Source organism: Streptomyces sp. NPDC049687, from assembly GCF_044465285.1.
Lineage (GTDB): Bacteria > Actinomycetota > Actinomycetes > Streptomycetales > Streptomycetaceae > Streptomyces.
In genome coordinates, this window is the sequence record NZ_JBITLN010000008.1 from 121560 (window position 1) to 147143 (window position 25584).

At 71.6% G+C, this 25584-nt stretch carries 26 protein-coding genes; 11 read left to right on the forward strand and 15 right to left on the reverse strand.

From position 1 onward, the window contains the following. Positions 1–60: 60 nt before the first annotated feature. Positions 61–1155 carry a chemotaxis protein gene (locus tag ACIBVL_RS24450; RefSeq protein ID WP_399099724.1) on the reverse strand — a complete coding sequence of 365 codons (1095 nt, stop codon included), beginning with the start codon at positions 1153–1155 and terminating at the stop codon, positions 61–63. A 188-nt stretch (positions 1156–1343) separates the two neighbouring features. On the opposite strand from ACIBVL_RS24450, the gene ACIBVL_RS24455 reads away from it, so the two are divergent. Further along, the gene (locus ACIBVL_RS24455; RefSeq protein WP_399099726.1) at positions 1344–2114 is read left to right on the forward strand and encodes an alpha/beta fold hydrolase; all 771 of its coding nucleotides are present in this window, start codon (positions 1344–1346) and stop codon (positions 2112–2114) included. A 3-nt stretch (positions 2115–2117) separates the two neighbouring features. Here the strand turns inward: ACIBVL_RS24455 and ACIBVL_RS24460 are convergent, their stop codons facing one another. After that, the gene (locus ACIBVL_RS24460) at positions 2118–3581 is read right to left on the reverse strand and encodes a glutamate synthase-related protein (RefSeq protein WP_399099728.1); all 1464 of its coding nucleotides are present in this window, start codon (positions 3579–3581) and stop codon (positions 2118–2120) included. Then, a complete protein-coding gene (locus tag ACIBVL_RS24465) occupies positions 3582–5180 on the reverse strand; it encodes an alpha/beta hydrolase (protein ID WP_399099731.1) in 1599 nt (532 codons plus the stop codon). It abuts the gene before it with no gap. Positions 5181–5427: 247 nt separating this feature from the next. On the opposite strand from ACIBVL_RS24465, the gene ACIBVL_RS24470 reads away from it, so the two are divergent. Together ACIBVL_RS24470 and ACIBVL_RS24475 are read left to right on the forward strand one after the other, a co-directional pair. Then, positions 5428–6153 (forward strand): chaplin, encoded by a 726-nt coding sequence (locus ACIBVL_RS24470; RefSeq protein WP_399099733.1) that lies wholly within the window; start codon positions 5428–5430, stop codon positions 6151–6153. 163 nt (positions 6154–6316) lie between these two features. Beyond that, entirely contained in the window at positions 6317–7093 is a 777-nt protein-coding gene (locus ACIBVL_RS24475; RefSeq protein WP_399099735.1) for a GNAT family N-acetyltransferase, read from the forward strand. A gap of 149 nt (positions 7094–7242) precedes the next feature. Here ACIBVL_RS24475 and ACIBVL_RS24480 read toward each other — a convergent pair whose 3' ends face one another. Beyond that, positions 7243–7506: a GlsB/YeaQ/YmgE family stress response membrane protein gene (locus ACIBVL_RS24480; RefSeq protein WP_399099737.1), complete on the reverse strand. Its 264-nt coding sequence runs from the start codon at positions 7504–7506 to the stop codon at positions 7243–7245. Positions 7507–7772: 266 nt separating this feature from the next. Here ACIBVL_RS24480 and ACIBVL_RS24485 point away from each other — a divergent pair, with 266 nt between their 5' ends. After that, positions 7773–9221: a hydrolase gene (locus ACIBVL_RS24485; protein WP_399100390.1), complete on the forward strand. Its 1449-nt coding sequence runs from the start codon at positions 7773–7775 to the stop codon at positions 9219–9221. Positions 9222–9242: 21 nt separating this feature from the next. Here the strand turns inward: ACIBVL_RS24485 and ACIBVL_RS24490 are convergent, their stop codons facing one another. The 4 genes from ACIBVL_RS24490 to ACIBVL_RS24505 form a co-directional block, all read right to left on the reverse strand. Further along, positions 9243–9779 carry a hypothetical protein gene (locus ACIBVL_RS24490; RefSeq protein WP_399099739.1) on the reverse strand — a complete coding sequence of 179 codons (537 nt, stop codon included), beginning with the start codon at positions 9777–9779 and terminating at the stop codon, positions 9243–9245. A gap of 120 nt (positions 9780–9899) precedes the next feature. Beyond that, positions 9900–10343 carry an SPW repeat protein gene (locus ACIBVL_RS24495; RefSeq protein WP_399099741.1) on the reverse strand — a complete coding sequence of 148 codons (444 nt, stop codon included), beginning with the start codon at positions 10341–10343 and terminating at the stop codon, positions 9900–9902. 382 nt (positions 10344–10725) lie between these two features. Next, positions 10726–12099, reverse strand: a complete 1374-nt coding sequence (locus ACIBVL_RS24500) for a cryptochrome/photolyase family protein (protein ID WP_399099743.1) — start codon at positions 12097–12099, stop codon at positions 10726–10728. Between the two features lie 85 nt (positions 12100–12184). After that, positions 12185–13723 carry an SDR family oxidoreductase gene (locus ACIBVL_RS24505; protein WP_399099745.1) on the reverse strand — a complete coding sequence of 513 codons (1539 nt, stop codon included), beginning with the start codon at positions 13721–13723 and terminating at the stop codon, positions 12185–12187. A 192-nt stretch (positions 13724–13915) separates the two neighbouring features. On the opposite strand from ACIBVL_RS24505, the gene ACIBVL_RS24510 reads away from it, so the two are divergent. The 4 genes from ACIBVL_RS24510 to ACIBVL_RS24525 all read left to right on the forward strand — a co-directional run bounded on the left by ACIBVL_RS24510 (position 13916) and on the right by ACIBVL_RS24525 (position 16164). Further along, a complete protein-coding gene (locus tag ACIBVL_RS24510) occupies positions 13916–14083 on the forward strand; it encodes a hypothetical protein (protein WP_399099747.1) in 168 nt (55 codons plus the stop codon). A gap of 82 nt (positions 14084–14165) precedes the next feature. Further along, on the forward strand, positions 14166–14243 hold the full coding sequence (locus ACIBVL_RS24515) for a putative leader peptide (protein ID WP_350786652.1): 78 nt from the start codon (positions 14166–14168) through the stop codon (positions 14241–14243). A 159-nt stretch (positions 14244–14402) separates the two neighbouring features. Continuing rightward, complete coding sequence (gene ssuE / locus ACIBVL_RS24520; RefSeq protein WP_399099749.1) at positions 14403–14957, forward strand: NADPH-dependent FMN reductase; 555 nt, start codon at positions 14403–14405, stop codon at positions 14955–14957. A 67-nt stretch (positions 14958–15024) separates the two neighbouring features. Further along, positions 15025–16164, forward strand: a complete 1140-nt coding sequence (locus ACIBVL_RS24525; protein WP_399099751.1) for an LLM class flavin-dependent oxidoreductase — start codon at positions 15025–15027, stop codon at positions 16162–16164. 84 nt (positions 16165–16248) lie between these two features. Here ACIBVL_RS24525 and ACIBVL_RS24530 read toward each other — a convergent pair whose 3' ends face one another. After that, positions 16249–17274, reverse strand: coding sequence for an acyl-CoA dehydrogenase family protein (locus ACIBVL_RS24530; RefSeq protein ID WP_399099753.1), 1026 nt, complete (start codon positions 17272–17274; stop codon positions 16249–16251). 99 nt (positions 17275–17373) lie between these two features. On the opposite strand from ACIBVL_RS24530, the gene ACIBVL_RS24535 reads away from it, so the two are divergent. After that, entirely contained in the window at positions 17374–17724 is a 351-nt protein-coding gene (locus ACIBVL_RS24535; RefSeq protein ID WP_399099756.1) for a YciI family protein, read from the forward strand. Between the two features lie 3 nt (positions 17725–17727). Continuing rightward, positions 17728–18921, forward strand: a complete 1194-nt coding sequence (locus ACIBVL_RS24540; RefSeq protein WP_399099759.1) for an RNA polymerase sigma factor — start codon at positions 17728–17730, stop codon at positions 18919–18921. Here the strand turns inward: ACIBVL_RS24540 and urtE are convergent. The 6 genes from urtE to ACIBVL_RS24570 all read right to left on the reverse strand — a co-directional run bounded on the left by urtE (position 18911) and on the right by ACIBVL_RS24570 (position 25022). Next, a complete protein-coding gene (gene urtE / locus ACIBVL_RS24545; protein ID WP_399099761.1) occupies positions 18911–19603 on the reverse strand; it encodes an urea ABC transporter ATP-binding subunit UrtE in 693 nt (230 codons plus the stop codon). The genes ACIBVL_RS24540 and urtE overlap by 11 nt on opposite strands. Next, positions 19603–20373 (reverse strand): urea ABC transporter ATP-binding protein UrtD, encoded by a 771-nt coding sequence (gene urtD, locus ACIBVL_RS24550; RefSeq protein WP_399099763.1) that lies wholly within the window; start codon positions 20371–20373, stop codon positions 19603–19605. Before urtD ends, urtE begins: the two co-directional genes overlap by 1 nt. After that, a complete protein-coding gene (urtC, locus tag ACIBVL_RS24555; protein WP_399099766.1) occupies positions 20370–21458 on the reverse strand; it encodes an urea ABC transporter permease subunit UrtC in 1089 nt (362 codons plus the stop codon). Before urtC ends, urtD begins: the two co-directional genes overlap by 4 nt. Continuing rightward, positions 21455–22351: an urea ABC transporter permease subunit UrtB gene (gene urtB / locus ACIBVL_RS24560; protein ID WP_399099768.1), complete on the reverse strand. Its 897-nt coding sequence runs from the start codon at positions 22349–22351 to the stop codon at positions 21455–21457. The genes urtC and urtB overlap by 4 nt, the downstream gene beginning before the upstream one ends. 64 nt (positions 22352–22415) lie before the next feature. Beyond that, a complete protein-coding gene (gene urtA, locus ACIBVL_RS24565) occupies positions 22416–23675 on the reverse strand; it encodes an urea ABC transporter substrate-binding protein (RefSeq protein ID WP_399099770.1) in 1260 nt (419 codons plus the stop codon). A gap of 234 nt (positions 23676–23909) precedes the next feature. Next, the gene (locus ACIBVL_RS24570; protein WP_399100392.1) at positions 23910–25022 is read right to left on the reverse strand and encodes a substrate-binding domain-containing protein; all 1113 of its coding nucleotides are present in this window, start codon (positions 25020–25022) and stop codon (positions 23910–23912) included. Between the two features lie 86 nt (positions 25023–25108). On the opposite strand from ACIBVL_RS24570, the gene ACIBVL_RS24575 reads away from it, so the two are divergent. Next, positions 25109–25546, forward strand: a complete 438-nt coding sequence (locus tag ACIBVL_RS24575) for a MarR family winged helix-turn-helix transcriptional regulator (protein ID WP_399099772.1) — start codon at positions 25109–25111, stop codon at positions 25544–25546. Positions 25547–25584 lie beyond the last annotated feature (38 nt).

The window sequence follows — 25584 nt, forward strand, 5'->3', positions numbered from 1 at the left end:
CCCTCCCGCCGACGATCACGCCGTAGCGTACGCCGGGCGGGAGGGGGTTCGGAGGGAGCTTCAGTATCGCAGCACGCCCGCGATCCCGGCCGCGTCGCCCAGGGTGCCGTCCGGGACGAAGCGCACCTCGGCGCCCGTCTCCAGGCACTGCTCGACGATCTCGTCCACGATGTCCTCGCGCGCATCGAGATCGCCGCTGGCGGCCGGGACCAGATGGTCGCCGTCGTCCCGCACCGTCACCCGGTAGTTCTCCTCCACGGCCAGCAGCCGGACCCGGCCCTCCCGGGCGCTCTGCCACACCTCGTCGACGCCGGCCGCGAACTCCTTGCGGCCGAGGGCCGATTCGAGCTCCCGGCCGACCGTGTCCACGCTCCGGCGGGCCTCGGCGGCGACCACCGGGCGCACCGCCTGCCACACCGCGTCCGGGGTGCTGTGCGACAGTCCGCCGTGCGGGATGTGCACCGCCTCCCTGGTGACGGTGCCGATCTCGTCGAGGGCCGACAGCGCCGCCTGCTCGCCGGTGACGTACAGCGGCCGCGGATCCGTGCGCAGCAGCCGGCCCATCGCGGTGTCGGCGTCCCGCAGGAAGTGCCGGGTGCCCTCGTCGCGGAACGTGCTCGGGATGTCGCCGATCTGCTCCTGCCGTTCGGCGTCGAAGTTCTCCTGCCGCCTGACCAGCGGGAAACCGCCGGCGTGGAACGGGGCGACCTGGTCGGTCCCGCCGTCCCACAGGGTGACGCGGTCGGCCGAGACGGACAGCACCCAGTACGGCCGTTCCGCGGCCTGTGCCGAGACCAGGTTGCGGGTGAGGAAGGTGTCCGAGAGTACGACCCGCTCCGGCACCGGACGGGCCAGTGACCACACCTGGTGCTCGCCCGGTGCGGCGAAGATCACCAGGCCGTCCTCGGTGTGCGCGAGGTCGATCTCGGCCAGGGCGCGGTCGAGCTGCTCGGCGACGTCGGCGCGCCGCTCGCGGGTGACCGCCGGGTCGGATTCCAGCTGTTTCTTCGCCTCGGCCACGACATTGCGCAGCCGGACCCGGTCCTGGGCGTTCAAGGGGTCCCGGCGGTGCGTCGGGGTCAGCACGGACACCGCGGGATAGGGGCGCGGACGGCGCAGTTCGGTGAGAGTCGCGGGGCTGAGTGCGTGCTCCATACGAGCACCATAGGACCGATTCGCTTGTCAGGCATTCGGGGTAACGGGGATAAAAGGGTCAAGTGGCTGCACTGTTGGGTACTTCTCGCGTCCGCGACTCTCGATTTCCTGAGGGGCGACGGTGACGGCGGCCCCGGCTCCCGGTTACCGTACGCGTCAGTAACCGGGACGTACCGCAGGAGGCCCCCATGCCGCAGCTCGAAGTCGACGGCGCAACTCTGACGTACGACGACGAGGGTCCGCGCGACGGCGGCGGGGTGCCTCTGGTGTTCGTGCACGGCTGGACGGCGAACCGGCACCGCTGGGACCACCAGGTCGCCCACTTCTCCGAGAAGCGCCGGGTGGTCCGGTTCGACCTGCGCGGCCACGGCGAGAGCGGCGGGGCGGGTGTGCAGACGGTCGAGGAACTGGCGAAGGACCTGATCGCCCTGCTCGACCACCTCAAGATCGAGCGGTTCGTGCTGGTCGGCCACTCGATGGGCGGGATGATCTCGCAGACGATCGCCCTCTCGCACCCCGAGCGGGTCGAGCGCCTGGTCCTGGTGAACTCCATCGCCCGCATGACCTTCAGCCGGGGCCGGGGCCTGTTGATGGCCGCCTCCACCCTCGTGCCCTTCAAGCTCTTCGTGGCCACCAACATCCAGCGCGCCTTCGCCCCCGGCTACCCACGCGACGAGATCCGCGCGTACATCAAGTCCTCGGCCGACACCCCGCGCGAGGTCGTCATGACGCTGTACGGCGCCATGCGGGCCTTCGACGTCCTGGACCGGGTCGGCGAGATCCAGGCCCCCACCCTGATGATCCACGGCTACCACGACATCCAGTTGCCCGTGCAGCAGATGCTGCGGATGGCGAAGGCGTACCCGGACGCCACCGTCCGCATCCTGGACGCCGGTCATGAACTGCCCGTGGAGAAGCCGGCCGAGCTGACGGCGGCGATCGACGCCTTCGTGGGCTGAGCGTCAGCCGAAGCTGTCCGGGTCCGCCGCCGCCCAGTCCGCCGCCCAGGAGGCGGGCGGCCCGGCCGGCAGCACGCCCGGCTCCAGCCATTCGTACAGCTCGGCGTAGGAGCGGACCGTCGTCGCGTCCGTACGGCGCAACAGGTGCCCGGGGGTGAGCCCGCTCGGCTCCGGTACGCCCATCGCCGCCATGATCCGGACGGCGCCGCGCACCGTCGCCCGCTGGTAGCGGTGGACGCGCTGTGCCTTGTCGCCCACGTTCAGCGCCCAGGTCCGACGCGGGTCCTGGGTGGCGACGCCGACCGGGCAGGTGTCGGTGTGGCAGCGGTGGGCGCGGACGCAGCCGAGGGCGGACATCATCGCGCGGGCCGCGTTGGTGTAGTCGGCGCCCTGGACGAGCCGTTTGACGATGTCCGATCCGGTGGCCACCCCGCCGCTCGCGCCGATCCGGATCCGATCCCTGAGGCCCGCGCCGACGAGCGCGTTGTGCACGGTGATCAGCCCCTCGGTGAGCGGCATGCCCAGCCGGTCCGCGAACCGCGGCGGCCCGGATCCAGTCCCGCCCTCCGACCCGTCCACCACGACGAAGTCGGGCGTCACGCCCTCCGCGAGCATGGCCTTGCACACCGCGAGGAACTGCCGCCGCGAGCCCACGCACAGCTTGAAACCGGTCGGCTTGCCTCCCGCCAGCTCCCGCAGCCGGGCCAGGAACAGCACCAGCTCACGCGGTGTCGAGAACACCCGGTGGTTCGGCGGCGAGATCACCGGCTCACCCTCCGGAACGCCCCGCGACCGCGCCACCTCCGCGCTCACCTTGGCCCCCGGCAGCACGGCGCCGCCTCCCGGACCGGCCCCCTGCGAGATCTTCAGCGACACACACTTCACCTCGGGCAGCGCCGCCTTGTCCGCGAACTCCCGCGCCTCGAAGCCCCCGTCGGACGTGCGGCAGCCGAAGTACCCGGAGCCGATCTCCCAGATGAGGTCGCCGCCGCCGCGCAGATGGTGATCCGACAGCCCGCCCTCCCCGGTGTCCTGCGCGAAACGGCCCAGCGCCGCACCGCGGCCGAGCGCGAGCACCGCGCGCGAGGACAGCGCCCCGAAACTCATCGCGGACACGTTCAGCAGGGCCATGTCATACGGCAGCCTGCAGTCGGGCCCGCCGACGCGCACTCTCGGCTCCTCCTCGGGCGGCGGGAGCGGGCTCATCGACGGCACGAGGAACTCGTACCCCTCGCGCTCGGTGCGCGGCGGGGTCTCCGGCTCCCGCACCGGAAATCCCAGCCGGCCGACCAGCGGGTGGTTGCGCAGCAGCGCGCGCCGGCGCTGCGCCATGTCGAACCCGCCCAGGACGGTCAGGGCGAGCAGCGGCCCAGCCGCAGCCCACCACCGGGCAGACACGGCGTACGACGCGGTCAGCGCCCCGGCCGCACACAGGGCGACGAGCAGCAACGGCGCGTACCGGCGCACTCAGCCGGCGTCCTCGTCGGGCCCGCAGGAACTGCCGCTGGGCGGCAGGGAGCCGTACAGCAGGAAGTCGTCGACCTTGCGGTGCACACACTTGGACGAGCCGTATCCGGTGTGGCCCTCGCCCCTGTTGTCGAGCACCACGGCCGAGTCCCCCAGCCGCTCGGCCGTCTCCACGGTCCAGCGGTACGGCGTCGCCGGGTCGCCCCGGGTCCCGACGAGAAGCATCTTCGGCGTGTCGAGATCCTTCACCTCGTCGCGGATGAAGTCGGTGCCCCTGGGGCGGCCGTAGCACAGCAGGACCTCGGTGAGCCGGTACTGTCCGAATACCGGTGACGCCTCGTCGTAGGCGGCGCGCAGGCGCTGGAGGTCGGAGGTGATCCGCTCGGCGGTGGGGCGGTCGGGGTCGTCGGCGCAGTTGATCGCCATCAGCGCCGCCGCGAGGTTGTCGAGGGGGACGTCTTCTTCGCCGACCAGGGGACTGGGTGAGGGCTCGGTCTCGCCCGGGGCGCGGAACGGGAAGGACAGGCCGCCGGAGGCGAAGGCCATGATCGCCCCGGCGTCGCCGTCCTCCACCAGCTGGGCGAGCGCCCGCTCCAGCGAGGGCCACAGCTCCTTGCTGTACAGGCCCTGCCCCAGGGCGCCCACCAGGTCCTGCCCGGTGAAGTCGGCACCGAAGTCCGTCGGCAACGGATCCTCGTCGAGCGAGCGGACCAGTGCGACCATCTTCTCGCGGGCCATCCGCGCATCCTGGCCGAACGGGCAGGCGATGTCCGTCACGCACCAGCCGACGAAGTCCTCCAGCGCCACCTGCTGCCCCCGGGCGCCGGCGATTCCCTGCTCCGCGAGCGGTTCGGTGAGGGTGTCGACCCCGTCGAGGACCACCCGGCCCACCTTGTGCGGGAACTGGGCCGCGTACACGGCGCCGAGCCGGGTGCCGTAGGAGAAGCCGAGGTAGTTGAGTTTCTTGTCGCCCAGGGCCTGGCGGATCACGTCCATGTCCCGAGCGGCGTCGACCGTGCCGATGTGCGGCAGGACCGGCCCGGAGTTCCTGGCGCAGGCGGCGGCCGCCTTCTTCAGCTTCGCCAGCAGCGCCCTCGGATCCTCGAGCGCGGAGCCGTCCTCCAGGGCGCCGAGGCCCTCGTCCCCTTCCGTGTCACCGCAGCTGACGGGCGAGGAACGGCCGACGCCCCGGGGGTCGAAGGACACCACGTCGTAGCCGTTCGTGAGGTCCAGGAAGTCCTTGCCGCCGTAAGCGAGTTCGGGAACACCCGCACCGCCGGGCCCGCCGAAGTTCAGCACGACCGAGCCCCGCTTGTCGCCGGTGGCCCGGTAGCGGGCGAGGGCCAGGTCGAGCGCGCCCGCTCCGGGGTGCGCGTAGTCGAGCGGGACGGTCACCTTGCCGCACTGGAGGTCCTCGGGCGCGCCGTCGAGATCGCACGCCTTCCAGACGACCTTCTGATCGTAGAACCGGGACAGGCCGGACGGGTCGTCCCCGGCCGCGGCTGCCGTCGGCAGCCCCGAGCCCAGCAGGATCAGTGCGGCGCCCGTGGCGAGCGCGCAGCGGCGCGCACTGGGCCGCGTCGACAGCTTGGCCAGCATCAGTGCCTCCAGGGACGCCTTGCAGCGGACCGGGGAACGGCGCCTCGGATCACGATAAGCGGCCTCCGGACGGCTCGCCTCCGGGCGGGCGGGAGCGCCCGGGCGGGCGCTCTCGCGGGTGTGCGGCCGTTCGAAGCGGGGACGTCCGATGGGGTGAATGACGGATTGGGCATAACTCGGCCGGTTCGCCCGCGTTTTATCCGGTGCGGGTGAGTGCCCGCGACATGTCTGGAAGGGCAGGGAACCCATGAGACGGGCCACCCGAAACGGTGTGATCGCTGTAGCAGCCGCCTCCGGCGCGATGGCCGCCGTGACGATGCCGGCGTTCGCCGACTCCACCGCCGCCGATGCCGCGGCCGGCTCGCCCGGCGCGATCTCCGGCAACGGCCTTCAGGTGCCGGTGCACATCCCGGTCAACCTGTGCGGCAACACCGTGGACGCGGTGGGTGCGCTGAACCCCGTCTTCGGCAACAAGTGTGCGAACGAGGGCGCCGCCCCGAAGGGCGCACCGGCCGGGGCCACCGCGCGGGGCGCGGCGGTCGGCTCGCCCGGCGTCGTCTCCGGCAACGCGGGACAACTGCCGGTCGACCTCCCGGTCAACGTCGGCGGGAACAGCGTGAACGCCGTCGGGATCCTGAACCCGGCCTTCGGCAACAAGTCCGCCAACACCCCCGGTGACGGCCCCGCGCGCACCCATGGCGACGAACCCGCCCACCCGGCCGCACCCCAACCCCCGGCGCGCCAGCCCTCCGCCCCCGAGCCCGAGCCCGAGCCCCAGCAGCCTGGCCCCGGACAGGGTCCGAAGACCGTCCCGCACGCCGCCGCGCCCCAGGCGCCGGCGGCATCCGGCACGCACTCCTCACTCGCCCACACGGGCGCCGACGCGACCCTGCCCGCCGTGGCGGGCAGCGCGGCGCTGGCGCTCGCCGGAGCGATCCTCTACCGCCGGTTCCGCCCGGAGGGGAAGGGCTGAGGCCCGCCCCCCATGTGCACGGGGCCCCGGCACAAGGCGCGGGCCCCGTGTACATGGGGGGCGCCACGGGGAGCGCGGTACCCCCTTGCGCCCGGGAACGCGCCCGGCGGCAGGGCGCCCTAATTCGGTTGTGGGGGCGGTGCCGGGGTGCTGGAGTGGCCGTATGGATCATGCCGCGGTACTCGCCCTGTACGACCGGGACATGCGTGAAGGCGCCCGCCCCGAGAGCTCCGACGCGCGCGTCGAACGGATCGGTGGTGTAGTCCGCCACGTGGGCGGCGAGGGCGGGTGGAACGGCGTGCTGTGGTCGGGCCTCGACGCCGCTGGGGCCGACGCGGCGATCGCCGAGCAGGTCGGCTACTTCACCGGGCTCGGCCGGGAGTTCGAGTGGAAGCACCACGGGCACGACCGGCCCGCCGACCTGGGACGACGGCTGACGGAAGCCGGGTTCGAGGCCGAGCCGGAGGAGACCCTGATGATCGGTGAGACGAGCGAGCAACTCGTCGACGCCGCACCGCCTGAGGGCGTGCGCATCCTGCCCGTGACCGACCGGGCGGGTGTCGACCTCATGGTTCGGGCGAACGAGAAGGCCTTCGGCCACGACGGGTCATGGCTGGGCGATCTCGTGCGCGCCCGGCTCGCCGCCGACCCGGACACGATCGTCGCCCTGGTCGCTCTGGCCGGGGACGAACCGGTGAGCTCGGCTCGGATGGAGTTGGTGCCCGGCACGAGCTTCGCCGGTCTGTGGGGCGGCGGCACCGTCCCCGCCTGGCGCGGCCGGGGTATCTACCGGGCCCTGATCGCCCACCGTGCCCGCATCGCCGCCGAACGCGGCTACCGCTACCTCCAGGTCGACGCCTCCGACCAGAGCAGGCCCATCCTGGAACGCCTCGGCTTCGCGGCGCTGACCACGACGACGCCCTTCCTCTACGCGCCGTAGCGCCTCACGGCCGGCTCCGGTTCGGCTCCCTCGAGGGCGGGCGGTCGGCTGCTCGCCGGGTGTCGGGCCGGTGGCCGGCGGGACGCACCGTCCCGGACGGCCGGGATGAAGGCCGTCCGGGACTTCGGGGCACCATCGGTGCGGCGCGTTCAGCGCCGTGCCTTGGCGCGGTCCAGCGCCGTCACACCGAGTGCGGCGAGAGCGATCTGGATGAGCCACTCGACCCAGTCGACGCCCTTGGTGTCGGCCACGCCCAGGCCCGCGGCGATCGCCGAACCGATCAGCGCGGCCACGACGCCGACCAGGATCGTCCACAGCACGCCGATGCGCTGGCGGCCCGGGACGACGAGCCGGCCCAGAACGCCGATAATGATGCCTATGAAGATGGCACTGATGATGCCGTCGACTTCCATCTCCGCCCCTCCTCTGCGAGACCACCTTTGCTGTCCTTGTGCCCCCTGCGGGGTGGGGCAGTCCGCTCCGGTTCCCGCGCGGGGCGATTGCCGATGTAATCGCCCAAGTCATTGCCCACATCATTGCCCGCGTTTGATGTTCACGGCGTGGCCATGCCATGTACCTTTCAATCGTTCAACGCGTGTAGAACCCTTCGATGCCGGGTCTACGCGCGCAGATCGGCGCCCGCACCCTCGTCTCCCCACCGTTCACGGAGGTTCGCCGGATGCTCGGATCACAGAGATCCCGCCGCAAGGTCACCACCCTCCTGGCCGGTTTCGGTCTGCTCGTCACCGGAGCCGCCCTCGAGGCCAGCGCCACCGCCACCCCCGCTCACGCGGCCACCCCCCACCGCATCCTGTTCGACGACGGCCACGCCGAGGAGGCGGGCAACGCGGACTGGATCATCTCCACCAGCAAGCCCGACCCCCTGTCCCAGGACTCCTCCCCGTCCTCCGAGACGGACTGGACCGGCGCCCTGTCGTCGTGGGGCGTCGCCCTGCAGAAGACCGGCGACTACAGCCTCAAGACCGCCACCAGCGCCCTCACCTACGGCGGCTCGTCGTCCACCGACCTGTCGAACTTCGACACGCTGGTCCTGCCGGAACCCAACACGCTGTTCACCACCGCCGAGAAGACGGCGATCATGAACTTCGTGAAGAACGGCGGCGGCCTGTTCATGATCTCCGACCACACCGGCGCCGACCGCAACAACGACGGCGAGGACGCGGTCGAGGTCCTCAACGACCTGATGACCAACAACAGCGTCGACTCCACCGACCCGTTCGGCTTCTCCATCGACTCCCTCAGCATCAGCTCCGGCTACCCGGCCGCCATCAGCGACAGCACCGACCCGGTGCTGCACGGCTCCTTCGGGACCGTCACCAAGAGCCTCATCGCCAGTGGCACCACGGCCACCCTCAAGCCCTCGGACAACTCCAGCGTCAAGGGCCTGCTCTACCGCAGCGGTTACTCCGGCAACACCGGCGCCTTCTTCGCCACCAGCACCTTCGGCAGCGGCCGCGTCGCGTTCTGGGGCGACAGCTCGCCCGTCGACGACGGCACCGGCCAGTCCGGCAACACGCTCTACGACGGCTGGAACGACACCGGTGCCACCAACGCCGCCCTCGCACTGAACGCCACCGAGTGGCTCGCCGGCGCGAGCGGCAGCGGCGGCGGGGACGGCGGCGGCTCGGGCTCCTGCACCGCCGCCCAGCTCCTCGGCAACAACGGCTTCGAGTCCGGCGCCACCATCTGGAGCGCCTCGAGCGGTGTGATCACCAACTCCTCCAGCCAGTCGGCCCGTACGGGCTCGTACTACGCCTGGCTCGACGGCTACGGCACCGCCACCACCGACACGCTCTCCCAGTCGGTGACCATCCCGTCCGCCTGCACCACCGCCGCCCTCGGCTTCTCTCTGCACATCGACACGGCGGAGACCTCCACCAGCACGGCGTACGACACCCTCAAGGTCCAGGTGCTCAACAGCTCCGGAACCGTCCTGAGCACCTTGGCGACCTACTCCAACCTCAACGCGGCCGGCGGCTACACCCAGCGCAGCTTCAGCCTGGCGAGCTACGCCGGGCAGACCGTCACCCTCAAGTTCACCGGCACCGAGGGCTCCACACTGCAGACGTCCTTCGTCATCGACGACACGGCACTCAACGTCAGCTGACGCGGAGCCGGTTGGGTCGTCCTACGGGGCGGCCCAACCGGTGTGGGCCACCACCTCACGGGCGATGTCCGGCACCGACCGACCCTCGGTCGTCACCCGGTGGGTGTCCGCGGGCGCCCGATCGTCGAGCAGTCGCGCCTTGCGGACGCTCTTCGTCAGTTCGCTCTCGAGCTCGGATCCCAGCTCCCTCCCGGTGAGCCGCCGGGCGGCGGTCTCGTCGGTGGCGGTGAGCAGGACCCGGTGGAGCCGGACGTCGTCCCCCATGGCCCGGCGGAAGGAACCCGCCGCCTCCTCGAGGACGCACACCGTGTTCGTGTAGACGAGCCGCCGGTAGCCGAGCTCGGCGTAGTTGCCCCAGACGGCGGTCAGGTTGCGCTCCACGACGACGGCCCGGGTGGGATCACCCTGCGGCGCCGGGTGCACCTGCCCCATGAAGTCCCCGTCGATCACCGCGTGCGGGACGCCTGCCGCCCGCAGCCGCGCCGACACCTCCCAGCCCACCGTCGTCTTGCCGACGCCGGCGCGCCCCCCGATGAGCAGCACTTCCGCATGATGCATTCGGGCAGCCTGGCAGCCGTGGGACAGTGCCCGCCAACGGATTTCCGGGCGGACGGCGCGGGCCGGCCGACCCGTGGTGCGGGCCGGCCGGACCGTGTTCCTGGTTTCGGGAGCGACAGGCTATGGCCGCGGGGTGCTCCTCGCCGCCGTGAAGGCGCACATCATGCCCAGGATCACCGCCAGGGCGCCGATGATGATGTTGTTGACCGCGACGCCGGCGTCGGGGCTGTCACCGACGACCCACGGTGCGATGATCATCCAGACGCCGAGCGCGCACATGGCCCAGCTCAGGCCGTACATACGGTCCGGAGCGGCGGTGAAACCGAGAGCCAGGAGGCCGATGGCGATGCCGACGATCAGGTTGTGGGTCATGAGGGCGGGCTGACTGGTGGTGTAGTGGAGGATCCACGGGGACACCGCGCAGTACAGACCGAGCAGGAACACGGGTCCGTCCACGAGCGCCACATCACGGCCGCCGAGCATGCGGTCGTAGCGGGCCCGCATCTCGGATGCGTCGGGGTGGGTCGATATGTCATTTCTGCTGCCTGGCGAGACGTTGGCCATCACTCGTCTCCTTCGACTTGCTGGCCGACCGCGTGTGTGCGGTGTGCGGTAAGCGCCGCGTAAGGGACATTTTGCGCTTATCTGGCCTTTATGTGTAGAGGTCGGACCGGGTGCTGAGGCAGCCGACCCGAAGGCTGCGCCCCTTCGGCCGGCCGTGCGGCGTCTCTGCGTCGCAAGGCATCAGGCGTCCGTCTCCGCCGCCCTGTGTCAGGCCCCCCGGCCCGCCGTACCGGGAGACCCGGCCGGCGGGCCGGGACCGGTCGTGCTGGTCCGCGTACCGGGCGAGCAGCACACGCTGCCGCTGGAGGCGCTCAACGCCGGACTCAGCCGACTCGACGTGCCCGCGCGAATCTTCGGCGCTGCCGTGCCCGCACCCCGGCTCTCAGGCCCCTCCGCGTGCCCGTCTGAAGCGGTCCAGTCCGTCGGAAAGACCGACGATCGGTTCGGGATACAGGAGCGCCGCCCGGTCCGGCCCCGTCAGCTTCCACGGCTCGTGCGCGGCCGCTCCCGCCACACCCTCCAGCTCCGGCACCCAGCGCCGTACGTACGCCCCCTCCGGGTCGTACCGCCTCGCCTGGGTGACGGGGTTGAGGACCCGGTTGGGCCGGGAGTCGGTGCCGGTGCCGGCCATCCACTGCCAGTTGAGCTGGTTGTTGGCCACGTCCCCGTCGACCAGCAGCTCCAGGAAGTGCCGGGCGCCGATCCGCCAGTCGACGTACAGCGTCTTGGTGAGGAAACTCGCCGTCAGCAGCCGGCCCCGGTTGTGCATCCAGCCCTCCTCGCGCAGTTGCCGCATCGCCGCGTCCACCACCGGATAGCCGGTACGGCCCTCCCGCCAGGCCTCGATGTCCGCACCGGCCGTCCGCTCCGAACGCCAGCGGTCGTGCCTGGTGCGGTAGTCGGCGGCCGCCGCTTCCGGCCGGGCCGCCAGCACCTGGCGGTGGAAGTCACGCCAGGCGACCTGCCGTACGAACGCCTCCGCACCCGGCCCGCCCGCCGCGCGCGCCCGGTGCACGAGCTCGACGGGGGAGAGCGTGCCGAAGTGCAGGTGCGGCGAGAGCCGGGAGGTCGCGTCGCCGGCCAGATCGTCATGCCGGTCCGCGTACGCGGCGATGCCCGAGCGCAGCCAGACGGCCAGCCGCTCCCGGCCCTCCGTCTCGCCACCCGGGGCCGACCGCGGCGACAGTCCCGGCAGTCCCTTGCGCCCGGGCAGCTCCTCCGAACCGATCCCGTCCGGCACCCGCACGGCACGGGGCGCCGCGAGCGGGTCGCGCAGCCGGTACTGCGACCAGCGCCGGAAGTAGGGCGTGAAGACCGCGAAGTGGTCCGAGGACGCCGGGGCCACCGCACCGGGATCCACCGCCGTCGTCACCGTGCCGTGGACATGCAGGCGCACGCCCTCCGCCTCCAGCGCGCGCCGCAGCCGCTCCTCACGGCGCTGTGCGTGCGCGCTCACGTCCGCCGCCAGATGGACCTCGTCGGCCTCCGCCTCGGCTGCCACCCGGCACACCTCCTCCACCAGGTTCCCGGACCGCACCACCAGCCGGCCACCCCGCTCCCGCAGGCCCGTGTCGAGATCGCGCAGACAGTCGGCGAGGAACGCCAGCCGGTTGGGCGCGGCGAAGCCGGCGCCGTCCACGGCACGGTCGCGTACGAACAGCGGGACCACCTGACGGGCGCCGTCGAGGGCCGCGCGGAGCGGGGGGTGGTCGTGCAGCCGCAGGTCGGAGGTGAACAGGACGACCGAGACGTTCATGGGCGGGGCTCCGGGGGAGTGAATGACCGATTGAACCTCTTTTCCGGGCGGCGGGCTCCGACGGATGCGCCGGCGCCACCCCGCCTCATCGGCTCGCAGGCTGCTGCGCCTGCTCCTGCGCCCGGGACGCCGCGTCCGCCAGGGCCGCCCGGGCGATGTTGCGGGCCATGCCACCGAACACGATCGCGTGGAACGGCGAGACGCCCCACCAGTACGCGTGGCCGAGCAGCCCGTGCGGATGGAACAGGGCGCGTTGGCGGAACCGGGTGCGCCCGGCGTCGTCCGTCTCCGCGTACATCTCCAGCCACGCCGTACCCGGCAACCGCATCTCCGCGCGCAGTCTGAGCAGCCGCCCCGGTTCGATCTCCTCGACCCGCCAGAAGTCCAGCGAGTCGCCCACCCGCAGCCGCGTGGGGTCCCGGCGCCCCCGGCGCAGGCCGGCCCCGCCCGCCAGCCGGTCCAGCCACCCCCGTACCGCCCAGGCGAGCGGGAAGGAGTACCAGCCGTTGTCCCCGCCGATGCCCTCGATCACCCGCCACAGGGAGGTGCGCGGTGCGTCCACCCTCAGCTCTCGGTGGTCGGTGTAGAGGCTGCCGCCGGCCCAGTCCGGGTCGGTCCGCAGCGGATCGCTGGGGGCCCCGGGCAGCGAGGCCGAGGACCAGCGGGTGGCGACGTCCGCGTCGCGCACCCGGCGCAGGGCGAGCCGGACCGCCTCGTCGAAGCCGACCGGATGACCGGGCGGATCCGGCACGTACCGGGCGATGTCGTGCTCGCGGCAGACCACCTCGTGCCGCAGCGACTCGGTGAGCGGCCGAGCGATCGACGCCGGGACGGGTGTCACCAGTCCGACCCACTGACTGGACAGGCCCGGGGTGAGCACCGGCACGGGCAGGATCACCCGGCGCGGCAGGCCCGCGACGGCGGCGTACCGGAGCATCATCTCCCGATACGTCAGGATGTCCGGGCCGCCGATGTCGAAGGCCCGGCTGACGTCGTCCGGCAGCCTGGCGCTGCCCACCAGGGCGCGCAGCACGTCCCTGACGGAGACCGGCTGGATCCGGGTGTGCACCCAGCTCGGGGTGATCATCAGCGGCAGCCGTTCGGTGAGGTAGCGGAGCATCTCGAAGGAGGCCGAACCCGAGCCGATGACGACCGCCGCCCGCAGCACGGCCGTGGGCACACCGCAGTCCAGCAGGATGCGGCCCACCTCGGCACGCGAGCGCAGATGCGGCGACAGCTCCCGCTCCGGAACGCCGTACGGGGTGAGCCCGCCCAGGTAGACGAGGCGGCGTACGTTCGCGGCCCGTGCCGACTCCCCGAAGATCCGCGCGGCCCGCCGGTCGGTCTCCTCGAACCCCTTGCCGGTGCCCAGCGCGTGCACCAGGTAGTACGCGACGTCGACACCCCGCATCGCCGCCGCGACGGACTCCGCGTCCGTGACGTCCCCGCGGACCACCTCCGCCCGGCCGGCCCACGGATGGTCGCGCAGCCGGTCCGGGGAGCGGGCCAGACAGCGCACCCGCAGGCCCGCCGCCAGCAGCTCCGGGACGAGCCGGCCGCCGATGTACCCCGTCGCGCCGGTCACCAGGCACAACGGTGCGGTGTCGCGGCCCTCTTCTGTCATGAGCGGTCGATCCCTCGTGTCGGTGACCTTCCCCCGATCACTTCCCCCGATCACTTCCCCCGTCGCTTCCCTTCGATCACTTCCCCTCGAAGACAGGCCCCGGATGCACCCCACATGCTCGCGGCGATCCGGGGCAGACGAACGGTACGCGAGTCGTCCGATACGAATACGAAGGGTGAGGTGTCTGCCGCTATGCGCGCGAAGGTGTTGGAACGCTTCTCTGCGGGAGCTCCGCGCGGATCGTGGCCGGCGGAGGAATGCGCGGCGCGCCTACGCGCCGAGGGCCGGCCCGCAACCGTCGTCATGGACCTGAAGTCCGACGCCTTCCTCGTTGTCGTCGCCGTCAACGACGAGGACTGAGAGCGGGTAATCCGCAATACGAGACCGGTCGGGTTTTCCTTGACTGGCGTCGCCGGCGACTGTCACGATCTACGGCATGAACATGCGACTGGACCTCACGCGGCGACGCCATGTCGACCTCGCGCGCGTCTCCAGCGCCTCCTGTTGCGCCGCGGCCTGATCCTCCCTTCGCCGAGATCCGCCGCGCTTTTCCTTTCCTCGCTTTCCTCTCATTGACTCACCGCGCCTGTGAATTCGGCGTGCCCGAAAGCATTTCGCCACAGGAGTTCCGCGTGCCCGTCGCGGCCGTGAAATTCGCCCTGCCTTCGAAAGAGGACCCATGGCCACCGTCCTGTCCGTCTCCGGCAGCCCTTCCGCCTCCTCCCGCACCGGCCGGCTGCTGCGTCACCTCGACCAGCGGCTGACCGCCCAGGGCCATCAGGTGATTCCCCTCGACGTCCGGACGATCCCGGCCGAGGCCCTGCTCGGCGCGGACTTCCGCCACCCGGCGATCGTGGCGGCCACCGAACTGTTCGCGGCGGCCGACGGTGTCGTCGTGGGCACGCCGGTATACAAGGCGTCCTACTCCGGTGTCCTCAAGGCGCTCCTCGACCTGCTGCCGCAGTACGCGCTCACCGGTAAGACCGTGCTGCCCCTGGCCACCGGCGGCTCCACCGCCCATGTCCTGGCCATCGACTACGCCCTGCGGCCGGTACTGAACTCCATGGGCGCCGCCCACATCGTGCAGGGCTGGTTCACCCTCGACAAGGACATCACCGCCCACGAGGACGGCACGGTCACCGTCGCCCCGGCCACCGCCGAGGCGCTCGGCCAGGTCCTCGACCAGTTCTCGGCGGCCCTCGGACGCACCGCGTACCTGGCCGCGGCGAGCTGACGACGAGCGCGCGCCGTGTCGGCCGTACGCGTGGCCTCTTCCAGCGACACCCTCGATCGGAGCCCCCATGCCCCTCGCCTTCCACTGGTTCCTCCCCACCAACGGCGACAGCCGCCACGTCGTCGGTGGTGGCCACGGCACCCCGGCCACCGCCTCCGGACGGGACCGGCCGCCGACGGTCGCCTATCTGAGCCAGATCGCCCGCGCCGCCGAGGACCTCGGCTTCGTGGGCGCGCTCACCCCGACCGGGGCCTGGTGCGAGGACGCGTGGCTGACCACCGCCATGGTCAGCCAGCACACCGAGCGGCTGAAGTTCCTCGTCGCCTTCCGGCCCGGCTCCGTCTCACCGACACTCGCCGCGCAGATGGCGTCCACCTTCCAGCGCCAGACCGGCGGACGGCTGCTCCTCAACGTGGTCACCGGGGGCGAGAGCCATGAGCAGCGGGCCTACGGCGACTTCCTCGACAAGGACGACCGTTACCGTCGTACCGGTGAATTCCTTGAAATCGTACGGGGGTTGTGGGACGGCAAGACCGTCGGCCTGAAGGGCGAGCACCTCCGGGTCGAGGACGCGACGCTGGCTCGGGTGCCGGATCCGGTCCCCGAGGTGTATTTCGGGGGATCCTCGCCGATCGCCGGAGAGATCGCCGCGCAGTACGCCGACGTCTACCTCACCTGGGGTGAGCCGCCGGCCCAGGTCGCGGAGAAGATCGCCTGGATCAGGGGACTCGCGGCGAAGCGCGGGCGGACGCTGCGGTTCGGCATCCGGCTGCACGTCATCACCCGCGACACGGCCGCGGAAGCCTGGGCCGAGGCGAACCGGCTGCTCGACGGGTTCGACCCCGGCACCGTCGAGTCCGTACAGGCCGGGTTGGCGCGCAGTGAGTCCGAGGGGCAGCGGCGGATGCTCGCGCTGCACGGTGGGAGCCGGGACGGGCTGGAGATCCGTCCCAATCTGTGGGCGGGGATCGGACTGGTGCGCGGTGGCGCGGGGACCGCGCTGGTGGGCAGCCACGACGAGGTCGCCGAGCGGATCAAGGAGTATGCGGCACTCGGTATCGAGGAGTTCGTGCTGTCCGGGTATCCGCATCTCGAGGAGGCGTACTGGTTCGGGGAAGGGGTGCTGCCACGACTGGCCGAGGAGGGGGTGTGGCAGCACCCGGCGGGGCAGCGGGTGACGGCTGCGCAGGTGCCGTTCGCCGTCTGAGAGTGGGGTCTCGGTGCGGGTCGGCGGGTGCGGGTCGTCTGGGGCCTGTCGCGCCCGCGCGGCGGAGCCGCACGGGGACGGACCCTAACCAACCAGCGAATCCACATGCGCCTTGCGTGACTCCCGCGTCTGGCCCTGGACGAGCAGGAACAAGGCCTCCCTCGCCAAACGCTGGGCCCTGTTCGTCAGGAGCATCGAGCGGCCGCCGCCCGTGACCACGGCCGCGGTGGCCGCCGCCTGCATCAGCTGGTAGGCCTGGGTCTTCAGGGTCAGGCGTTCCTCCAGGTGTTCGTGGGGCCCGGCGGTGTCGATGAGGGCGTAGGCCCGCTCGCGGATCTCCGAAAGGCGGATGCGCAGGGGCGCCGCCTCCTCGGCGACCAGAGCCAGCGCCGCCTCCGTGATGCCGAAGACCGCCGGACTGGCGTTCAGCGTCTTCAGGCGGTCCGTGGCCGCCCATCGGTCGAACGGGGTGCGCAGGGCCACCGCGTCCTCCGGGAGCCACAGGCCGTCCAGCTCGAGGGAGACCGTGCGGGCCGCCGTCATGGCCGCCAGACGCATCGGCGCCGAGGCCCGCAGCCCCGGCTGCTCCCGCGCCTCCGCGAAGGCGAACAGGGCCTCGGCCGCGTCCGTCACGCCCGCGAGCAGCATCACGTCGTTCCGTCCCCAGCCCGTGTACCAGGGCACCGTCCCGTCGAAGCGCCAGCCGCCCCGCTCCCGGGTGACCCGGACGGCGACGCGCGGGTACGACCGCAGGTGGGCGTACGCCACCCCGGACAACAGTTCACCGCTCGCCAGCCGGCCCAGCAGGCGCTCGCGCAGCGGGCCCTCGCTCCTCGCCAGGGTCAGCACCGGTGTGTGGTGCTGTGTCTGCACGAACCAGGTCGAGCAGCAGGCGCCGGCCAGGATCTCGGCCGTCTCGCGCACCACCGCGCCGGGTGCCTCGGCACCGCCGTACGCCCTGGGCGCGTTGAGCCCGAGCAGGCCCGAGCGCCTGATCTCCGTGAGGTGGCCGACCGGGACCTCCCCCTGGTCGACCTCTTCGGCGTGCGGGGCGAGGAGGTCGTCGGCGAGGCGGCGGGCGCGGGTGACGAGGGGGTGCGGTGCGGTCATGGGCAGGATTCTTCCTCGTGGTCAGGTGTGGGGTGTCGATCCAGGGGGCTGCCGTTCGTGTAGGAGGTGAGAGAACGGCACGACGCCAAGGAGGACGTCATGAAGCACTACCTGCTCAGCGTGGTCCAGCCGACCGGCGGTGAGCCGCCACCGCCAGACGAGCTGGCCGAGATCATGCGCCGCGTGGAGGCGTACAACGACGAGCTGCGCGCCGCCGGGGCCTGGGTCTTCGCGGGCGGGCTGCACGGGCCGGAGACGGCCACCGTGCTGCGCCCGCAGGACGGCGACGTGCTCGTCACCGACGGGCCGTACGCCGAGGGCAAGGAGTACCTCGGGGGGCTGTGCCTGATCAGGGCCGCCGACCTGGACGAGGCCCTGGAGTGGGGCCGGAAGGCCGCCCTGGCGACCACCCTCCCCATCGAGGTGCGCCCCTTCGTGGACACCCACTGACCGATGCCGGACACCACGGACGTCGAGGCCGTCTTCCGCGCGGAGTACGGCCGGGCCGTCGCCGTCCTCGTCCGCTTCCTCGGTGACATCGACCTCGCCGAGGAGGCGGTCCAGGACGCCTTCACCACGGCCGTACGGCGCTGGCCCGCAACCGGTGTGCCGCCGAGCCCGGCCGGGTGGATCATCACCACGGCCCGCAACCGGGCCGTCGACCGGCTGCGCCGCGAGGCCACCCGGGACGCCCGCCAGGCCGAGGCCACCCGGCTGTACGCCCCCGACCCGCCCGCGGAGGAGGGCCCCGTGCGCGACGACCGGCTCCGCCTGATCTTCACCTGCTGCCACCCCGCGCTCGCCCCGCAGGCGCGGGTCGCCCTCACTCTGCGGCTCCTCGGCGGACTCACCACCGCCCAGATCGCCCGCGCCTTCCTCGTCCCCGAGCCGACCATGGCCCAGCGGCTGGTCCGCGCCAAGGCGAAGATCCGCGACGCCCGCATTCCGTACCGGGTGCCCCGCGACGCCGACCTGCCCGACCGGCTGAAGGGCGTGCTCGCCGTCGTCTACCTGATCTACAACCAGGGGTACGAGGGTGATCCGGGCCTCTGCGCGGAGGCCGTACGGCTGGGCCGGTTGCTCGCCGACCTGATGCCGGACGAGCCCGAGGTCACCGGACTGCTGGCCCTGATGCTGCTGATCGAGTCCCGCCGCGCCGCCCGGGAGGACGCCGAGGGGGCGCTCGTACCGCTGCCCGAACAGGACCGCGGACGCTGGGACCGCGAACTGATCGTGGAGGGGCAGTCGCTGGTACGGAGCTGTCTGCGCCGGAACCGGCCCGGGCCGTACCAGATCCAGGCCGCCGTCCAGGCCGTCCACAGCGACGCCCCGACCGCCGAGGCCACCGACTGGGGGCAGATCCTGCGCCTGTACGACCAGCTCATGGCCGTCGCCCCGAGTCCGGTCGTCGCCCTGAACCGCGCCGTGGTGGTCGCCGAGGTGGAGGGACCCCGCCCGGCCCTCGACCTGCTCGGCACGCTCGGCCTCGACGGCTACCACGTCTTCCACGCGGTCCGCGCGGACCTGCTGCGCCGCCTGGACCGCCGCGCCGAGGCCGTACGGGCCTACGACGCCGCCCTGGCCCTCACCGAGAGCGCGGCCGAGCGGGCCCACCTGGAAAGGCGTCGGCGCGAACTCACACGCTGAGCGCGGCCCGCACCGACCGCTCCGCGTCGCGGCCGCCCGCACCGGACGACGTGACCCGCCCGGCCTCCAGGACGCAGTACCGCTGCGCCGCCCGCATCGCGAAGCCCACGTGCTGCTCCACCAGCAGGACGGACAGCCCGCCGCGCGCGGCGAGGGCCAGGATCGTCTCCTCGATCTCGGTGACAACCGAGGGCTGGATGCCCTCCGTCGGCTCGTCCAGGAGCAGGATCCTCGGCTCCGTCACCAGGGCACGGGCGATGGCGAGCTGCTGCCGCTGACCGCCGGAGAGCAGGCCCGCCCGCCGCCCGGAGAGGGTCCTGAGCGCCGGGAACAGGTCCAGCGCCTCGGCGACCGCCTCCTTGCCCCGCTTGCGTCCGTCGGCGACCAGTTGGAGGTTCTCCGCTGTCGTGAGGTGCGGGAACGCCTGCTGGCCCTGCGGGACATACGCCATTCCGCGCGCCACCCGCTCGTGCGGCCGGCGCCGCGTGATGTCCTCGCCGTCGAGACGGATCGTGCCGCCGGTGGGGGTGAGCAGGCCCACGGCCGCGCGCAGGAGTGTGCTCTTGCCGGCGCCGTTGTGTCCCAGCACCGCGGCGACCCCGTCGGCGGGCACCTCCACGGAGACGCCGTGCAGGACGGTGCTGCGGTGGTAGCCGACCCGGACGTCCTCGATCTGCAGCATCACGCCTCCCGCACGGCCGGGTCGGAGGAGACGGCGTCCTCGGCTGCCGCGTGCCCGAGGTACACCTCCTGCACCTTCGGATCGGCCTGCACCTCGGCCACCGTTCCCTCGCTGAGCACCCTGCCGGCGTGCAGCACGCTGACGCTGCGCGCGAAGGACCGCATGAAGTCCATGTCGTGCTCGATGACGACGACCGTCCGCTCCTCGCTGATGCGCCGCAGCAGCTCGCCGGTGGCCTGCCGTTCGTCGTGGCTCATGCCGGCCACCGGCTCGTCGAGCAGCAGCAGTCGTACGTCCTGGACGAGCAGCATGCCGATCTCCAGCCACTGCTTCTGCCCGTGCGCGAGCGTCCCGGCGGGGGAGTCGGCCGACTCGGTCAGCCCGACCGTCTCCAGGGCCTTCGCCACCGGCTCCGGAACGCCCCTGCGGCGGCGCAGCAGGGTCCAGGCGCCCCGGCCCGCGCCCGCCGCGATGTCCAGATTCTGCAGGACCGTCAACTCCTCGAAGACGGTGGCCGTCTGGAACGTGCGCCCGATTCCGGAGCGCGCGATCCGGTGCACACTGCGCCCCAGCAGTTCCTCGCCGCCGAAGCGCACCGAGCCCTGCGCCTTCACCAGCCCGGTGACGGCGTCGACGAGGGTCGTCTTGCCGGCGCCGTTGGGTCCGATGAGGAACCGCAGATCACCGGCGCGCACCTCGAGGTCGACCCCGTCCACGGCGGTGAACCCGTCGAAGGACACCCGCAGCCCGCGTATCTCCAGCCCGCTCACGCTGCCTCCCCCACGGGAATGACGGCCGTCTTCTCCGCCGGGGTGGCCCCGCGCCGCCGGACTGCCTTCGTCAGCGAGGCCAGCCCGCCCGGCAGGAAGGCCAGCGCCACGATGAAGAGCAGCCCCTGGAAGTAGGTCCAGGCCGCCGGGAACTCCTCCGACAGCGCCGTCTTCGCCCAGGCGACCGCGATCGCCCCGAGCACGGCCCCCACCAGGCTGGCCCGTCCGCCGACCGCCGCGCCGATCACGAACTCGATCGACGGCACGATCCCGATCAGAGCGGGGGAGATGATGCCGACCGCCGGCACGAACAGCGCGCCCGCGAGGCCCGCCATGCCGGCGGCGACGACGTACGCGACGAGCTTGACGTTGGCCGGGTCGTACCCGAGGAAGCGCACCCGCTCCTCCGAGTCCCGTACGGCGACGAGGAGTTCGCCGTAGCGGCTGTTGACGAGCTGACGGGCGACGGCGATCAGGAGCAGCAGGGCGGCGGCGATGACGAAGTACACCATCCGCTGGTTGACCGGGTCGTCGAGGGAGTAACCGAAGAAGCCCTGGATGTCCGTGAGCCCGTTGGTGCCGCCGGTGGTGGCCTGCTGGCCGACGAGCCAGATCGCGAAGGCCGAGGCGAGTGCCTGGCTGAGGATCGCGAAGTAGGCGCCCTTGACCCGGCGGCGGAAGACGAACAGTCCGAGCAGCGCGGCCACGGCCATCGGCAGCAGCACGGTCGCCGCCAGGGCGAACACCGGGTTCCCGAACGGCTTCCACCACCAGGGGAGTTCGGTGGCGGTGCCGTACAACTGCATGAAGTCGGGCAGATTCCCTGGACCGGCGTCGGCGATCTTCAGGTGCATCGCCATGGCGTAGCCGCCGAGCCCGAAGAACACACCCTGCCCGAGCGTCAGCAGCCCGCCGCGGCCCCAGGCCAGGCAGATGCCGACGGCGACCATGGCCATGCACAGGTATTTGGCGAGCAGGCCCAGCCGGAAGTCGGACAGGACGACGGGGGCGACGGCGAACAGCACGACGGCCGCACCGGTGAAACCGGCCCAGGCGCGGGCGGACCGCCCCTTGAGCACGTTCATACGAGACTCCTCGTCCGCAGCGTGTACAGCCCCTGGGGCCGCCACTGGAGGAATGCGACGATGGCGACCAGGACCAGCACCTTGGCGACGGAGACGGTGGTGGAGTACTCCAGCACCGACTGCAGCACACCCAGCACGAAGGCGACGATCACACTGCCCTTGAGCTGGCCGATGCCGCCGACCACGATCACCAGGAAGGCATCGATGATCACGTTGGTGCCCATCGTCGGGCCGATCGGACCGACCAGGGTGAGCGCCACACCGGCGACGCCCGCGAGCCCCGAGCCGATGAAGAAGGCGGTGCGGTCGACGCGGGAGGTGGAGATGCCCGAGACCTCCGCCAGGTCGCGGTTCTGGACCACCGCCCGGATCCGGCGGCCCAGCGGCGTCAGCCGAAGCGTCAGCGACAGCGCGACCACGGCCGCGATCGCGAGACCCAGGATGAACAGGCGGCTGGTGGCGAAGGTGAGCGGATCGCCGCCGCCGACGACGGTGATGTTCCCCGTGAGCGCGTCCGGTGCGCGCGTCTGTACATTCGGTGCGCCGAAGATGTCCCGGGCGAGCTGTTGGAGCATCAAGGAGACGCCCCAGGTGACGAGAAGCGTGTCCAGGGGACGGAGATACAGACGGCGGATCAGGAGCCATTCCAGCAGTGCGCCGAGCGCCCCCGAGACGAGAAAGGCGACGGGAAGAGCGACGAGCAGGGAGATTCCCGCGCTCGAAATGGACTTCTGCAGGACGTACGTGGTGTAGGCACCCGCCATGATGAACTCGCCGTGGGCCATGTTGATGACATTCATCTGACCGAAGGTGAGCGACAGGCCGAGCGCGATGAGCAGCAGGACGGCACCGATCGAGATACCGGTGAAGGTCTGACCGAGGACCACGGTCATACGGCGGCTCCGAGGGGGGAGGCGGGGGACCCGGTTCACCCGGGCCCCCGGCGGAGACGGGCGGTCAGGACAGGCCGGAGGCCCAGGAGTAGCCCTTGAGGAACGGGTCCGGCTTGATGGGTTCGCCGGAGTTCCACACCTCGGTGATCAGTCCGTCGGTGCCGATCTTCCCGATGCGCGCGGTCTTGTAGATGTGCTGCGAGGCGCCGTCCACCGTGACCTTGCCCTCGGGCGCGCCGAAGGTGATGCCGTCGGAGGCCGCCTTCACCTTCTCCGGGTCGAAGGAGTTCGCCTTCTCGACCATCGCCTTCCACAGGTAGACGGAGGTGTAGGCGGCCTCCATCGGGTCACTGGTCGGCTTGCCCTGGCCGTACTTGGCCTTGTACGCCTTCACGAACTTGGTGTTCGCCGCGCCCGGGGTGGTCTGGTAGTAGTTCCACGCCGTCAACTGGCCCGCGAGGTACTGCGATCCGATCGACTTGACCTCCTCCTCGGCGATCGACACCGAGACGACCGGCATGGTCTTGGCGGTCAGGCCGGCGGACTTGTACTCCTTGAAGAAGGCCACGTTGGAGTCGCCGTTGAGGGTGTTGAAGACCGCGTCCGCCTTCGACGCCTTCACCTTGTTGGCGATCGTGCTGAACTCCGTGGAACCCAGCGGCGCGTAGTCCTCGCCGAGGATCGTCATCCCGTTGGCCTTCGCGTACGCCTTGATCTCCTTGTTGGCGGTCCGCGGGAAGACGTAGTCGCTGCCCACCAGGTACAGCTTCTTCTTGCCCTGGCTCTTGAGGTAGTCGAGCGCCGGGATGATCTGCTGGTTGGTGGTCGCGCCCGTGTAGAAGATGTACGGCGACTCCTCCAGCCCCTCGTACTGCACCGGGTAGAACAGCAGCGACTTGTTCTTCTCGAAGACCGGCTTGACGGCCTTGCGACTGGCGGAGGTCCAGCAGCCGAAGGTGGCCGCGACCTGGTCCTCCTTGATGAGCTTGGTCGCCTTCTCGGCGAACGTCGGCCAGTCGGAGGCGCCGTCCTCGCTGATCGGCTTGATCTTCTTGCCGAGCACCCCGCCGGAGGCGTTGATCTCGTCGATGGCCAGCAGCAGCGAGTTGCGTACGGTCACCTCGCTGATCGCCATGGTGCCGGAGAGCGAGTTGAGCAGACCGACCTTGACCGTGTCGCCGCTGACGTCGATCTTCGCGGCCTTGTCGGTGGACGAGCCGGCCGCGTCGGTCTTGGCGCCGCACGCGGACAGCAGGGTGACGGCCGCGAGCACGGCGCCGCCGGTCAGGAAACGACGGCGGAGAATGGGTGAACCGCTGGACAAGACAACCCCCTCGGGTGTGGAGGAGACAACCTCCTGAAGTGCGGTCCACAGCCTCAAGTCGCCCTGTTTCCGGAGTGTTTCACTTGACTTTCCCGGAGGGAACAAAAAACGCCCCGCAGCGTTGTGACATGCATTCAGAGTGCGTCAGCATCCCTTGAATGGCCTGAATTCACAATTCGCCCGGGGCATTCTAGTTACTTTCTGTGGGAAGTATCTTGACGGCCTCGAGGACTGTCAAGGGCCAGTGATGTGAAGATCGAGCTCCGTGAGCACGTCGAAGTCCAGCCCGTCCGCGCGGGCCAGATAGATGCGCTGGCGGACATGACCGCCCCGCAACCGCAGCAGCCCGCGCGGACCCTCGTACGACACCGAGTCCGCCGCCGCCGAGACGGCCGCCACGTCCGGCGTGCCGGCCTGCCGAAGCAGCGCCGCGAGCAGCAGGACGCCCTCGTAGCAGGACTCGCCGAGACTGCCCGGGGCGGGCGCCTCGACGCCGAAGCGGCGGGCGTAGCGGCCGTGGAAGTCCAGTGTGTCGGCGTTGGCCAGCGAGGCGAAGAAGCCGGCGGCGCTGTACAGGTCCACGGTGGCCGAGGGGCCGCTCGCCATCAGCATGTTCTCGTCCATGAGCGTGCTGAGCCGCAGGCAGCGCGCGTCCAGCCCGTGGGCGGCGAACGCCCGGTTGAAGCGCACCGCGTCGCTGCCGACCAGCAGCAGGAGCACCGCGTCCGCGTCGGAGCGCTCGATGCGTCGCAGCACCGGCTCGAAGTCGTGCGTGCCCAGCGGCAGGTACACCTCGCCGCCGATCCTGCCGCCCGCCTCCCGGGCGTACCCGTGCGCCGCACGGGCCGTTCGCCGGGGCCACACGTAGTCGTTGCCGACCACGAACCACCGGCGCACCCGCCGCTCGTGCGCCAACAGCACCATCGCGGGCCGGAGTTGGTCACGCGGCGTCTCGCTCGTCAGGAACACCCCGGCGGTGTGCTCGCCGCCCTCGTACAACGCGGTGTAGACGTAGGGCACACGGTGGGCGATCCTCGGCGCCAGCGCCTGCCGCACCGAGGAGATGTGCCACCCCGTGACCCCCTGGACGACCCCCAGGTCGACCAGCGTCCCGACCTGGTCGGCGACCTCGCGCGGCGGCGCACCCCCGTCCACGGGGACCAGCCGCAGCTCCCGTCCGAGCACGCCGCCCGCCCGGTTGACCTCCTCCACCGCCAGCCGCGCGCACAGCTCACAGGCCGCCCCGAAGATCCCGGCCGGCCCCTGCAGGGGGAACACCAGGGCCACGCCGAGCACCGAGCCGTCGGCCGTGAACCACTCGGAGGCGGGGGAGTCGCGCCGGAACATGACCGTCATGCTTGCGGGTCCGCCCGGCGAACTCCAGTCCGTCTCCTACGATGTACGCACCCCGTTATCTAGGAGCGGATGCCCGGATGCCCAGCACGTCTCCGCGCAGGCCCCACGACCTCATGCAGATCCTCACCCGCGTCGAGCGGCTGGCCGCGCGCCGACTGCAGGCCGTCCTGGAGGAGGAGGGCTGCTCGCTGGACGCCTGGCGGGTGCTCGCGCTGCTCTCCGACGGCGCCGGCCACCACATGACGGCGATCGCCGAGGCCGCGTTCCTGCCGCCGCCCACGCTGACCAAGCTGGTCGACCAGCTTGTCGACCAGAACCACGTGCACCGCCGCGTCGACCCCCTCGACCGGCGCCGCATCCTGGCCTACCTCACCCCGCGCGGGCAGGACCACTGGCGGCGCGTCGACCGGGCCGTACGGACCGCCTGGCCCGCCGAGGGCGAGAGCGACGGGGAACTCCTGCGCGCCCTGCTGGGGCGGCTCGCCGACGCCCTGGACGACTCCAGCCGCGTGTGACAGGCGGTCCCGCGGAAGCCGCCGGCCCAGGTGTGCCG